Consider the following 13,137-nt stretch of genomic DNA (forward strand, 5'->3'; position numbering starts at 1 on the left):
GTCCCAGGCTAAGCATACCACGAAGGAGATTTTATGGCAAAGAAAAAGATTGCCACGTACATCAAGCTGCAGTGCCCTGCGGGAAAAGCCACTCCGGCCCCGCCCGTCGGCCCTGCCTTGGGACCTCACGGCGTCAGCGCCCCCCAGTTTGTCCAGCAGTTCAACGACAGGACAAAAACCATGGAACCGGGGCTCGTGATTCCGGTGGTCATCACCGTCTATGTGGATAAGTCATTTACCTTCATCCTCAAGACCCCTCCGGCTTCGGTGCTTATCAAGAAAGCCATTGGCTTGGACAAAGGATCCCCCGAGTCCCACAAAACCAAGGTGGGCAAGCTCCCCAGGGCCAAGTGCGAGGAGATCGCCAAACTGAAGATGCCCGATCTTTCGGCCAATGATGTCGAGGCTGCCATGCGCATTATCGCCGGCACCGCCCGGTCCATGGGCGTGGAGGTGGAAAAATGAAACACGGAAAAAAATACCGGGAAAGCATCAAAAAATACAATCCCGAAAGCTCCTACGAGCTTAAAGAAGCCCTTGCCCTTGTAAAGACGATGGCCTTTGCCAAGTTCGACGAAACCGTGGACCTCTCGGTCAAGGTGAGCCTCAAGAAGAGCCAGTCTGTCAGGGATACCGTGGTTCTCCCAAACCAGTTCAGGGGCGAAAAGAAAGTCCTGGTTTTCTGCAAACCCGAAAAAGAGAAGGAAGCCCAGGAAGCCGGTGCCGCCTTTGTGGGCGCCGACGACCTCATCGAAAAGGTGAAGGGCGGTTGGACCGATTTTGATATCGCCGTAGCCACCCCTGATATGATGAAAGACGTTGGCAAACTTGGTATGGTGCTGGGCCGCAAGGGCCTCATGCCCAACCCCAAGACCGGTACAGTAACCTTTGACCTCAAAGGCGCTTTGGCCGAACTGCGGAAGGGCCGGACCGAATTCAGGGCTGACAAGACCGGCGTTGTGCACCTGGCAGTGGGAAAAGTCTCCATGGAGCCTGAAAAGGTTGCCGAAAACGTCCAGATCGTAGTGAGCGAAATCAACAGGAAGCGGCCTGCGGATGCCAAGGGCGATTTCCTCCAGTCCATTTCCGTAGCTTCCACTATGGGTCCCGGCGTATGGGTGACTGCTGCAAAGGAAGGAGAATAACATGGCCATAGTCGCTAAAAAAATACAGGATATCAAGGTAAAGTCCATCAATGAGCTCAAAGATGCCTTCCAGGCTGCGCCTGATTTTATCTTTGCCGATTACCGCGGCCTTACGGTCGGACAGATCACCGGCCTCCGCAAACTGCTCCGCAACAAGGGCGCTGAATTCAAGGTCGTCAAGAACAATTTTGCCCGCATCGCCTTCGAGCAGCTTTCCGCCCCCGATGTGTCGGGCTACCTTACAGGTCCCACGGCGGTAACCATTTCCCCCAAGGACGCCAACGAAGTCGCCAAGATACTTTTGGATTTCACCAAGGAAAGTCCGGCCCTCAAAGTCAAGGGCGGTCTTGTGGGCCAGTCGGTCTACGACGCAAAACAGGTTGAGGCTTTCTCCAAGCTCCCCGGAAGGCTCGAGCTTATCTCTATGTTGATGTCGGTGATGAACGGTCCTGCGAGAAACCTCGCCGCCGCCCTCAACGATATCCCTTCACGGCTGGTGCGTACCGTCAAAGCCATTGCCGACAAAAAGGCAGAGGGCGGCGCAGCTTAATTTTTGCGATAAACCTTCAGGCTTCCGGGAAACCAAACGGTTTCCGCTGCCATTCCTGTCGGTTTGATATACCGGGTCCGCCCGGCTGTGTTTCGTATGAGACGCAAGATGTAATTTAAGGAGAAGATAATATGGCAACGAAAGAAGAGATTTTGGATTCGATTGCTTCCATGACTGTCCTGGAAGTTTCCGAACTGGTAAAAGCTATGGAAGAGAAGTTCGGCGTTTCCGCCGCCGCGCCCGTAGCTGTCGCCGCTGCCGGCCCTGCCGGAGCCCCCGCAGAAGCTGTGGAGGAGAAGACGGAATTCAATGTAATTCTCAAAGCCTTTGACGATTCCAAGAAGATCGCAGTAATCAAAGAAGTCAGGGCAGTTACCGGCCTGGGACTCAAGGAAGCCAAAGACCTTGTCGAAGGCGCTCCCAAGCCCCTCAAGGAAAATGTTTCCAAGGACGAAGCTGCAAAGATCAAGGAGTCAGTCACTGCCGCCGGCGGTACGGTTGAAATCCAGTAAATTTTTGCGGGAGCCTCAGCCGAGGAACAACGCGGCGAAGGTTCCCATCCGGAAGACAGTTTATTTGCCACGAGTCGCACGAAGGGCGTGAACCGGAAGAAAAGGTTCGCGCTTTTCGTGGTTTTTGTATTTTAATAAGATAGGGGGAAGGAATGGCAAAAGCAAAGACCATTACCAAGAGGACGTACATTGGCAAGGAAATTCAGGATGTTATGGAGCTGCCGACTCTCATAGATATCCAGACTTGTTCCTATGAACGTTTTTTGCAGTGGGACAAAATCAGGAGCAATGAGAAGCCAAACCTCCAGGGCCTGGAAGAAGTTTTTCAATCTATCTTCCCCATCGAAAGCCCTAACAACGATATGCGGCTGGATTATGAGTATTACTCCCTTGATACAGGCAACATAAAATTCAACGAGCAGGAATGCAAGCAAAAGGGCCTGACCTATTCAGTCTCCCTCAAGGCAAGGGTGAACCTTTACTTTGTCGGGACCGGCGAAATTCGCCAGAAAGATATTTACATGGGCGACATCCCCATTATGACGGAACGGGGGACCTTTATTATAAACGGCGCCGAGCGCGTTGTGGTTTCACAGATTCACCGTTCACCGGGCGTTATCTTCAGCCATGAGAAAGGAATTTACTCTTCCAGGATCATCCCCTACCGGGGGTCCTGGCTCGAATTTGAAATAGATCAAAAGAAAGAACTCATCTACGCCAAAATAGACAGGAAGAAGCGCATACTTGGAACAATATTCCTCCGTGCCCTGGGCTATGGAAGCAGAGAAGAAATTATCCGGGCTTTCTATAGGGTCGAGACCCTGAAAGTAAAGGATGATAGAGAGACGAGGGAAGAATTCTCCGGGAAAGTGCTGGCATCCGCAATATGGGTCGTGGGGAATGATCCTGAAGACAAGGAGAACAAAAAAAAGCTCTACCGCGCTGGGGACAAGCTCCATCCGCACGATGTGGACGAACTTTTGGCCAATGGCGTAGGGTCCATAGAAGTTATCAAATTTGTGGATTTGGAAAACCCGGACGATTCCAACCCCAAAAACCTCTCCCTCAATTCAAACATGCTCCTTAATTGTTTTGAGCGGGAAGAGATAAAATTTGTAAAGGAAGATCCCAACCGGGACGAGCCTTCCAAAAGCGATGCCATATCCGCGGTTTACCAGGTGCTCCAGCCCGGCGAATCCATCACTGTGGAAGCGGCCGATAAAGATCTTTCAAGCATGTTCTTTTCTTCCCGCCGCTATGATCTTGGCAAGGTAGGCCGCTATAAGCTCAACAAGAAATTTGACTATAAGCCGGGCCTTGAAGATTTGACCCTTACCAGGCAGGACATCATTGCTACCATGAAATTCCTCATCAAGGTTTATGTGGGGGATGAAAATTTTGACGATATTGACCACCTGGGCAACAGGCGCGTGCGTTCGGTAGGGGAGCTCATGGCAAATTCCATGAAGACCGCCTTCTCCCGCATGGAGCGCATTGCGAAAGAACGCATGAGCCTCAAAGAGACGGACACCATAAAGCCCCAGGATCTTATTTCCATAAAGCCGGTGGTTGCGGCGATTAAAGAATTCTTTGGTTCAAGCCAGCTTTCACAGTTCATGGATCAGGTTAACCCCCTTGCCGAGCTGACCCACAAGCGCCGCCTTAACGCGCTTGGCCCCGGCGGTCTTTCGCGGGACAGGGCTGGTTTCGAAGTCCGCGATGTCCACTACACCCATTACGGCCGCATGTGCCCCATTGAGACCCCGGAAGGTCCGAATATCGGACTCATTGTGTCTTTGGCAAACTACACCAGGGTAAACGAATATGGTTTTCTGGAGACCCCCTACCGCAGGGTGGTGAAGAAGTCCATGCCCAATCCCCAATACAATCCTAAAGAGGAAGAAGGCAAGAACAACCTAAAAACCCTGGATGTCAGTTTTACCACCAAGGACGTGGAGTACCTTTCGGCCATGGACGAGGACCGGTACTACATTGCCCAGGCATCGGCCAAGCTGAACAAGGACGGGTCCTTTGCGGACGATCAGATCTCCTGCCGCCGCCAGGGCGATTACACCACCCGGGGGCCTGAGGATATCGAGTATATGGACGTATCGCCCAAGCAGATCATTTCGGTCTCCGCTTCCCTGATCCCCTTCCTGGAGCACGATGACGCCAACCGGGCCCTCATGGGTTCCAATATGCAGCGCCAGGCAGTGCCCTTGGTTTTCCCCGAGGCTCCACGGGTAGGTACGGGCATGGAATACAAGTGCGCCTATGACTCAGGCGTCCTTGTCAAGGCGAGGAGAAATGGCGTTGTGGTAAGGGTGACTTCCCAGGAAGTTATAATTAAGCCCGATGACGGCACGGAAAAGATCCCTGAAGCCACTCCCGATGGTTTTGACACGTACAAACTGGTGAAGTACCAGCGAACCAATCAGGACACCTGCTACAACCAGCGGCCTGTAGTGAAGCTGGGCGAAAAGATCATCGCCGGGCAGGTAATTGCCGACGGGCCGGCCACCAAAAATGCCGAGCTTGCTTTGGGCAGGAATATCCTCGTGGGCTTTATGCCCTGGAACGGGTACAACTACGAAGACTCCATACTCATTTCCCAGCGTGTTGTCAAGGAAGATATGTTTACTTCCATACACATCAAGGAATGGCCCATAGAAGTGCGGGAGACGAAGCTGGGGCCCGAGAAGATAACCCGGGATATTCCCAACACTTCCGAAAAGAGCCTCGACAACCTCGATGCTGAAGGGATTATAAAAGTGGGCGCCACAGTGCGTTCAGGGGATATATTAGTAGGAAAAGTAACACCCAAAAGCGAAACCGAAACTACCCCGGAATTCAAGCTCCTCAATTCCATATTCGGCGAAAAAGCCAAGGAAGTGCGGGACTCCTCATTGCGGGTGCCCCATGGCAACGAAGGGACGGTCATCGACATCCAGCGGCTTTCCCGCAAACAGGAAGATGATCTTAACCCCGGGGTTGAACAGGTAGTAAAAGTGGTAGTCGCCACCAAGCGCAAGCTCCGGGAAGGGGATAAAATGGCGGGCCGCCACGGCAACAAGGGTGTTGTGGCCCGTATACTCCCCGAAGAGGATATGCCGTACATGGAAGACGGCACCCCCCTGGATCTCTGCCTTACCCCCCTGGGTGTCCCCTCCCGTATGAACATCGGCCAGCTTCTTGAAACAGAGCTTGGCTGGGCGGGTTCCACCCTGGACGAATGGTATTCCGCCCCGGTTTTCCAGTCTCCCACTACGGAGCAGATCGAGGAAAAACTCAGGGAAGCCGGCTTGCCTGTTACCAGCAAGGCGGAGCTGAGGGACGGGCGCACAGGGGACGTTTTTGTGAACCCCATTTTCTGCGGGATTATTTACTTCCTCAAGCTTCACCACCTGGTGGACGACAAGATGCATGCCCGCAGTACCGGCCCCTACTCGCTGGTTACCCAGCAGCCCCTGGGCGGCAAGGCCCAGTTCGGCGGGCAGAGGCTCGGCGAAATGGAAGTGTGGGCGTTGGAAGCTTATGGCGCTGCCAATACGCTCCAGGAAATGCTCACTATCAAGTCTGACGATATGAACGGGCGTTCCAAGGTTTACGAAGCCATTGTAAAAGGCGAGCCTTCTACTACCGCAGGGATTCCCGAATCCTTCAATGTACTGGTGCAGGAACTCCGGGGATTGGCCCTGGATCTCACCATCTACGATGCCAAAAACAAACAGATCCCCTTGAACGAACGGGACGATGAGATGATTACCAAGAGCGGATCCAACTTTTAGGGGGTGAGACATGAGGGACATTCAGGATTTTGACAGTATTAATATCAGGCTGGCCTCTCCGGAGATGATTCGGGCATGGTCCTACGGGGAAGTTAAAAAGCCCGAGACCATCAATTACCGTACCCTCAGGCCGGAGAAAGACGGCCTTTTCTGCGAGAGGATCTTCGGCACTACCAAGGAGTGGGAGTGCTACTGCGGAAAGTTTAAATCCATACGCTATAAGGGCGTCATTTGCGACCGCTGCGGCGTTGAAGTAACCCATTTCAAAGTCCGCCGCGAACGCATGGGCCATATTGAACTGGCCGCCCCTGTTTCGCACATTTGGTACTACCGCTCGGTTCCCAGCCGTATGGGCCTTTTGCTGGATCTTCCCATGACCGCCCTCCGTTCGGTGCTCTATTATGAAAAGTACGTGGTCATTGAGCCGGGCGACACGGATCTTAAAAAGATGCAGCTTCTTTCGGAAGATGAATACTACGAATCACAGGAACGCTACGGCGGCAGCTTTACCGCAGGAATGGGCGCGGAAGCAGTGCACACCCTCCTGGAAAACCTCGACCTCGACAAGATGGCAACAGAATTGCGGGCCAAGATGATCGAGAAGGGCGCCAAGAGCGACAAGCGCCTTCTTAAGCGCATTGATATTGTCGAGAATTTCAGGAATTCCAAGAACAAGCCCGAGTGGATGATCCTTAAAGTGATTCCTGTAATTCCCCCTGAGCTGCGCCCCATGGTGCAGCTCGACGGCGGCCGCTTTGCAACCTCGGACCTCAACGATCTCTACCGCAGGGTGATAAACCGGAACAACCGCCTCAAGAGGCTCCAGGCCCTGAACGCCCCGGACATCATTATCCGCAACGAGAAGCGCATGCTTCAGGAAGCGGTGGATGCCCTTTTCGATAATTCCAAAAAGAAGCGGGTGGTGAAGGGCGCTTCCAACAGGCCCTTAAAGTCCATCAGCGATATGCTTAAAGGCAAGCAGGGCCGTTTCAGGCAGAACCTTCTCGGCAAACGCGTTGACTATTCAGGCCGCAGCGTTATTACTGTGGGCCCTGAACTTAAAATGTGGCAGTGCGGTCTTCCAACCAAGATGGCGCTGGAACTCTTCAAGCCCTTCATTATGAAGAAGCTTGTTGATAAAGACGTGGTCTACAATATCAAAAAGGCCAAGATGCTGGTTGAGCAGGAGACCCCCGAGGTCTTCGCCATACTCGACGAAGTAGTAAAAGAGCACCCTGTGCTTCTGAACCGGGCGCCTACGCTCCACCGCCTTGGGATTCAGGCTTTCGAGCCGGTGCTTGTGGAAGGGAAAGCAATAAAACTGCACCCCCTGGTATGCCACGCATTCAACGCCGATTTCGACGGCGATCAAATGGCGGTCCACGTGCCCCTGACCCAGGCTGCGCAGATGGAATGCTGGACCCTCATGCTTTCCGCGCGGAATCTCCTCAACCCTGCCAACGGCAAGACTATTGTGTTCCCTTCGCAGGACATGGTGCTGGGCATAAACTTCCTTACAAGGATCAAGCCCAAGGCCCGGCGGCCGAATGTGGACAAGTATATTCCGTTGGAAAAGCAGTACGCTCTGGAGACACGGTACCCCGAGGCGCGTAAGGCGAGTCTGGAAAAGCAGAATGCCCTGGAGACACAGCTTTCTGTGGAAAAGGAAAAGAACGAGGCAAAATATCGGGGACTGGATAGCGCGTTCGTTGCAGAAGAGAAGAAGAAGGATGAAAAAAAGTACCAGGATCTGAAAGATTCGCTGGCTGCGGAAAAGAAACAGTACCAGGAATTGGAAACCCAGCTTGTCCTTGCAAGGAAGCTTGCCCTGGAAAAGAATCCCGATCTGGCGCAAAATCCCGATTTGGAAGCAAAGCTTAGCCAGCTCATCCCCCGCTATACATCCCTGGACGAAATACTTATGGCCATAGAAGCCAAGTCCCTTGATTGGGAAGCGGTAATCAAGATAAAGCCCGTTAAATTCCCCATTTGGGGCAAGATTGGCGAGGAAGCCAAACCCGACAAAGACGGCCTTATCGAAACCACCCCCGGACGCCTCGTGTTTAACGATGAGATGCCCCCGGAGATCCCCTTCCTCAACTACGAGTTGAAAGACAAGGAGCTCAGGGCCCTTATCGAAAATGTCTTCAGCGAAAAAGGCTCCTGGATAACAGTAAAAATGCTGGATGTCATCAAGGCAACAGGCTATAAATATGCCACAGTCTTCGGGGCGACAATCGGGGTGGACGACATTATAGTGCCTGTCGAAAAGGCGGCCATGATCGAAGAGGCCAACAAGAAAGTTGAAGAAATCCAGCGGCATCACCGCGAAGGCACTATCACCCAGGAAGAGCGCCACATCAACACGGAAGTGGTGTGGACCAAGACCAATGAAGCCCTTACCGACATTATGATGCAGACCCTGGAAAAAGACAGGGATGGCTTCAACTCCATGTATATGATGGCAAACTCGGGCGCCCGGGGCTCCCGCAACCAAATACGCCAGCTTGCAGGCATGCGCGGTCTTATGCAAAAGCCCTCGGGCGAAACCATTGAACTTCCCATCAGGTCGAACTTCAAAGAAGGGCTTTCGGTCATTGAATTCTTTATTTCTACTAACGGCGCTCGCAAGGGCCTTGCCGATACAGCCCTCAAGACCGCCGAGGCAGGCTACCTTACCCGCCGCCTTGTTGACATTGCCCAGGATGTGGTGGTCAACGAGGACGACTGCGGAACCATCAATGGAGTCTCTTATTCGGCGATCAAAAACGGCGAAGAGATTGTCGAGCCTTTGAGGGACCGCATAGTGGGGCGCTATACCCTTGAACAGGTAAAGCATCCCATAACCAAGGAACTCATCGTCGATGTAAACGAGGAAATCACCGAAGTCGTTGTCAAAAAGATCGAAGCGGCAGGGGTGGAAACTGTGCGCATCAGGACGGTTCTTACCTGCGAGGCCAAGCATGGCGTTTGCCGCATGTGCTACGGGCGCAACCTTGCCACAAACCGTTCGGTTGACATAGGCGAAGCGGTAGGCACTATCGCTGCGCAGTCCATCGGCCAGCCCGGTACCCAGCTCACCATGCGTACTTTCCATACAGGCGGGGCCGCATTAAAGATCAGCGAAGAAAACCGTATCTTCTTTAAGTACCCTGTGTATGTGCGCGATGTGGACGGCGCCCATGTGGAGCTTGCGGAAGAGAAATCCGAGAATGCGGAGGGCAAACTTGAAGTCAGGAAGCCCGCCCATTGGCTCTTCACCCGCAAAGGCTTCGCCATAATCAACAGGGTAATGAAGGAATTCAAGCTCGAATCCAGGGACGAACTCCTGGCTGAAAATGGCCAGCGGGTTATCCGCGATGCGCCTATCATCAAGCGGGGCAATAAAGAGATCCTCTCTCCCGAAAATGCCTATGCCATGGTATTGGAAAAAGGCAGGAGCAGGGTCCTTTATCTTATTGGGCAGGATCAGAAGATTGAAATCCGCAACGGTTCCGAATTCGTGGTCAAGAAAGGCGACGTGGTTGAAGCCGACAAGAATATTGCGACTTTCGACCCCTTCTCCGACCCGATCATTGCGGAGGCCTCGGGTACTATTAAATATGAGGATATCATTCTCGGCACTACGTACGAAGAGAATCTTGACGAGAAAACAGGGAACAGCGAAAAGCAGATCCTGGAATTCCAGTCCGAAAACAAACAGCCCAGGATCCTCATTATTGATGATAACGGCAATGAGGCTGCTTCTTACCATCTCCCCGGCGGCGCCTACCTTAATGTGGACGAAGGCCAGAAGATCAGCGCGGGCCGTACTATTGCCAAGACCCTTAAGGAATCCGGCAAGACCATGGACATCACTTCGGGCCTTCCCCGGATTTCCGAGCTCTTCGAAGCGCGCAAGCCCAAGAGCCCCGCAGTCCTTGCGGAGGTTTCCGGCGTAGTGCGCTTCAAGAACATTGTGAAGGGCAAGCGTGTCGTGATCATCGAGGATGCCTTTGGCAAGGAATACAAACACCTTATCCCCATGAGCAAACGGATCCTCATACGCGATGGCGATACTGTGGAAGCAGGCGAAAGCCTTTGCCTTGGCGCAGTCAATCCCCACGATGTGCTTCATATTAAAGGTGAAAGCCATCTCCAGCGCTACCTCATGGACGAGATACAGCAGGTCTACCGTGTCCAGGGTGTTACCATCAACGATAAACACATCGGCGTCATTGTGCGCCAAATGATGCGCAAGGTAGAAATTGTAAAGGTAGGGGACACCAAGTTCATTTATGGGCAGCTCGTAGACAAGTACCGCTTCCACGAAGAGAACCATCGGGTCATGGCGCAGGGCGGGCAGCCCGGAGTGGCGCGACCTGTTTTCCAGGGAATCACCAAGGCTTCGCTCAACATAGACTCTTTCCTCTCGGCGGCAAGCTTCCAGGAAACCACCAGGGTACTCACCAATGCTGCGATAGCAGGGTCAACCGATTACCTCCGGGGCCTCAAGGAGAACATCCTCATCGGCCATCCCATACCCGCAGGTACCGGCATGAAGCGCTACCGCCAGGTGAAGCTCTTCGACGAGGAACAGCAGGATCTTGATGCCTACATGGAAGAAATCCTCGAAAAGCGCAAGCTTGAAAAAGCAGCTGAGGCCGCCCGCGAGGACGGAGACTTCCCCGTTGATGACACCGATGTTGAGGCTGATTCCGAAGTCGATGACGAAACCGACGACGATGCCGAACCGGAAGCCGAAAGCACCGGAGCTGAAGTATAAGCGCAGGATCTGCTCTTTTAGTTGTTCCTTGACAGCCTGGACAGGAAGGCTTTGGTTCTTTCCATTTGGGGATTGTCGATTACGTTTGCTGCGGGGCCTTCTTCCACGAAGGCCCCGCAGTCCATAAAGAGGACGCGGTCGGCCACTTCCCGTGCAAATGGGATTTCGTGGGTCACGATGACCATGGTCATTTTTTCTGAAGCCAGGGCGCGGATAACTTTGAGTATGTCCCCGGTAAGTTCAGGGTCCAGGGCGCTTGTGGGTTCGTCAAAGAAGAGGACTTCCGGGTCCAGGGCCAGTGCCCGGGCAATGGAGACACGCTGCTGCTGGCCTCCGGATAATTCGCAAGGGTACGCGTTTGCCTTGTCCTGCAGCCCCATCTTTTCCAACAGTTTTGCTGCCCGATCTTCGGCCTCGGCCTTTTTCCTCTTCAGCACATGAATCTGGGCTTCTGTGATATTCCGCATTACGGAAAAGTGGGGGAACAGGTTGAAGTTCTGGAACACGAGGCCCACTTTTAAGCAAATTTCCCTAAGCTGTTCGGCATGGAGGTAGACGCCGTCCTTTACCATGCTTTTGCCGGTAAGGGTGATGCTTCCCGCTTCCACAAGTTCCAGGTGGGTGATGCAGCGCAGCAGGGTGGACTTCCCCGAACCCGAAGGCCCGATGATGGCCACTACCTCCCCCTGATTCACGGTGAATGAAATATTTTTCAAGACTTCGTTTTCCCCAAAGGATTTAGAAATTGTTTCTACTTTGATGATTTCCATTTAATCACTCATCCTTTAGGAATAATAGGACAGCTTTTTTTCGCCCCAGCTGAATACCACAGTGACCACCCAATTCATCAGGAGATAAAAAAGGCCCGCCACAAAAATAGGCATAGTCGAAAATTCCCGGGACGCCGCATTCTGTGCGGCGTGGAAAAGTTCCGCTACGCCTATGACCTGGGCAAGGGCTGTGTCTTTGACCAGGGTGATCACCTCGTTGCCAGTGGCGGGAAGTATGCGTTTGACCATCTGGGGCAGGACTATGCGCATAAAAGTCTGCGCCCTGGTAAAGCCCAGCACTTTGGCGGCCTCGTATTGCCCTTTGGGAAGGGATTCGATGCCCCCGCGGTAAATCTCCGCAAAGTAAGCGGCGTAGTTGAGCACAAAGGCAATGATGACCGCGGTAAAGCGGTTGTAGGAAAGCAGGAACTTTGCCGCAGCCCAAAAAGCTTCTGACCTGATGCTGTCCGACAGGGCGCTGGTTAGAAACTGGAGCAGGTATTTGGGCCCAAAATAAATGAAGATGAGCTGCAATATCAGCGGGGTACCCCTCATAACGAGGAGGTAGAGGCCGACGATTTTTTTAAGGGGCCAGTTTTTTGACATACGGCCCAAAGTAACCGGCAGCGCCAGGGGGAGGGAAAAAATCAGGGTGAGGAAAAAAACCTCAAGGGACGTTCCCGCTCCCCGGAGCATAATGCCGATCATGCGCAGCATTTATTTTCCGATGATGCTGATATCCGCGCCGAGCCACTTGGTCGCTATTTTGGCGACAGTACCATCCTTGGCCATGGCCAGCAGGGTTTCCCAAACCTTGTCGGCCAGGGCTTTGTCGTTCTTCCTGAACCCGATGCCGAATTCTTCTTCCCCAAGGGTTTCTTTAAGAATGCGGAAGTCCTTGCCCGAACGGTTGATGTTGTCATTGGCAACCACGAGATCTATGACCACCGCATCAATCCCTCCAACATCGAGGTCCATGAGGGCCGTGAGGAAATCCTTGTACTCGATTACTTCCTTAAGGCTCGACTTGAATTCAGGCGCTTCGTCAATGGCGTCAACCGATGAAGAGCCGGCCTGAGTGCCGGCAGTTTTTCCCGTAAGGTCTTTAAGGCTGTTAACCGGGGAATTCCCTTTGACCACGACAACCTGGGCATTTTTAAGATAAGGGGGCGTATAGAGGATGTTCGCTTTCCGCTCTTCGGTAATGGTAAAGCCGTTCCAAATACAGTCGATCTCGCCGGTGTTAAGTTCCTGTTCCTTGGCGTCCCAGTCTATGGGCTGGAGCACAAGCTCGACCCCAATGCGTTTGGCAACTTCTTTTGCCAGATCCACATCGTAGCCTACGATTTCGTTGTCTTCATTCCTGTAGCCCATAGGCGGGAATGCATCGTCCAGGCCGAGAACGAACTTCCCCCTGCTCGTAATATTTGTAAGGGAAGCGTCGCCCCCTGCAGCAGGGCCATCTTTTTTTCCGCCTGCGAAGAGCATCCCTGCAGCCATAGCCGCGCAAAAAACCGCCAAAACAATCCGTTTCATGATAACTCCTTTAGATCATATGAACCCCAATACGTAGGGCTGTTAGACTTTACCTCATTTCCCTATAAATG

At 53.0% G+C, this 13,137-nt stretch carries 9 protein-coding genes; 6 read left to right on the forward strand and 3 right to left on the reverse strand.

The features are described 5' to 3' along the window. The first annotated feature begins 33 nt into the window (after positions 1-33). The 6 genes from rplK (at position 34) to TREAZ_RS18225 (ending at position 10,760) form a co-directional block, all read left to right on the forward strand. The gene (gene rplK, locus TREAZ_RS04920; protein ID WP_015710710.1) at positions 34-465 is read left to right on the forward strand and encodes a 50S ribosomal protein L11; all 432 of its coding nucleotides are present in this window, start codon (positions 34-36) and stop codon (positions 463-465) included. Next, complete coding sequence (rplA, locus tag TREAZ_RS04925; RefSeq protein WP_015710711.1) at positions 462-1,145, forward strand: 50S ribosomal protein L1; 684 nt, start codon at positions 462-464, stop codon at positions 1,143-1,145. The genes rplK and rplA overlap by 4 nt, the downstream gene beginning before the upstream one ends. A 1-nt stretch (position 1,146) precedes the next feature. Next, positions 1,147-1,695: a 50S ribosomal protein L10 gene (gene rplJ, locus TREAZ_RS04930; RefSeq protein WP_015710712.1), complete on the forward strand. Its 549-nt coding sequence runs from the start codon at positions 1,147-1,149 to the stop codon at positions 1,693-1,695. Positions 1,696-1,826: 131 nt separating this feature from the next. After that, on the forward strand, positions 1,827-2,207 hold the full coding sequence (gene rplL, locus TREAZ_RS04935) for a 50S ribosomal protein L7/L12 (protein WP_015710713.1): 381 nt from the start codon (positions 1,827-1,829) through the stop codon (positions 2,205-2,207). A 152-nt stretch (positions 2,208-2,359) separates the two neighbouring features. Next, complete coding sequence (gene rpoB, locus TREAZ_RS04940) at positions 2,360-5,995, forward strand: DNA-directed RNA polymerase subunit beta (RefSeq protein WP_015710714.1); 3,636 nt, start codon at positions 2,360-2,362, stop codon at positions 5,993-5,995. Positions 5,996-6,005: 10 nt separating this feature from the next. Next, entirely contained in the window at positions 6,006-10,760 is a 4,755-nt protein-coding gene (locus tag TREAZ_RS18225) for a DNA-directed RNA polymerase subunit beta' (RefSeq protein WP_015710715.1), read from the forward strand. A 17-nt stretch (positions 10,761-10,777) separates the two neighbouring features. Here TREAZ_RS18225 and TREAZ_RS04950 read toward each other — a convergent pair whose 3' ends face one another. From TREAZ_RS04950 to TREAZ_RS04960, 3 genes are read right to left on the reverse strand one after another with little or no spacing between them, the layout of a single operon-like run. Then, complete coding sequence (locus TREAZ_RS04950) at positions 10,778-11,530, reverse strand: amino acid ABC transporter ATP-binding protein (RefSeq protein ID WP_015710716.1); 753 nt, start codon at positions 11,528-11,530, stop codon at positions 10,778-10,780. 15 nt (positions 11,531-11,545) lie between these two features. Beyond that, a complete protein-coding gene (locus tag TREAZ_RS04955; protein ID WP_015710717.1) occupies positions 11,546-12,247 on the reverse strand; it encodes an amino acid ABC transporter permease in 702 nt (233 codons plus the stop codon). Further along, positions 12,248-13,066, reverse strand: coding sequence for an amino acid ABC transporter substrate-binding protein (locus TREAZ_RS04960; RefSeq protein ID WP_015710718.1), 819 nt, complete (start codon positions 13,064-13,066; stop codon positions 12,248-12,250). Positions 13,067-13,137 lie beyond the last annotated feature (71 nt).

The sequence above is a fragment of the Leadbettera azotonutricia ZAS-9 genome, from assembly GCF_000214355.1.
Classification (GTDB): Bacteria; Spirochaetota; Spirochaetia; order Treponematales; family Breznakiellaceae; genus Leadbettera; species Leadbettera azotonutricia.

Bases quoted from the DNA above. Each gene is read 5' to 3' on its own strand.
- rplK (WP_015710710.1), top strand. From the start codon at position 34: ATGGCAAAGAAAAAGATTGCCACGTACATCAAGCTGCAGTGCCCTGCG.
- rplA (WP_015710711.1), top strand. From the start codon at position 462: ATGAAACACGGAAAAAAATACCGGGAAAGCATCAAAAAATACAATCCC.
- rplJ (WP_015710712.1), top strand. From the start codon at position 1,147: ATGGCCATAGTCGCTAAAAAAATACAGGATATCAAGGTAAAGTCCATC.
- rplL (WP_015710713.1), top strand. From the start codon at position 1,827: ATGGCAACGAAAGAAGAGATTTTGGATTCGATTGCTTCCATGACTGTC.
- rpoB (WP_015710714.1), top strand. From the start codon at position 2,360: ATGGCAAAAGCAAAGACCATTACCAAGAGGACGTACATTGGCAAGGAA.
- TREAZ_RS18225 (WP_015710715.1), top strand. From the start codon at position 6,006: ATGAGGGACATTCAGGATTTTGACAGTATTAATATCAGGCTGGCCTCT.
- TREAZ_RS04950 (WP_015710716.1), bottom strand. From the start codon at position 11,530: ATGGAAATCATCAAAGTAGAAACAATTTCTAAATCCTTTGGGGAAAAC.
- TREAZ_RS04955 (WP_015710717.1), bottom strand. From the start codon at position 12,247: ATGCTGCGCATGATCGGCATTATGCTCCGGGGAGCGGGAACGTCCCTT.
- TREAZ_RS04960 (WP_015710718.1), bottom strand. From the start codon at position 13,066: ATGAAACGGATTGTTTTGGCGGTTTTTTGCGCGGCTATGGCTGCAGGG.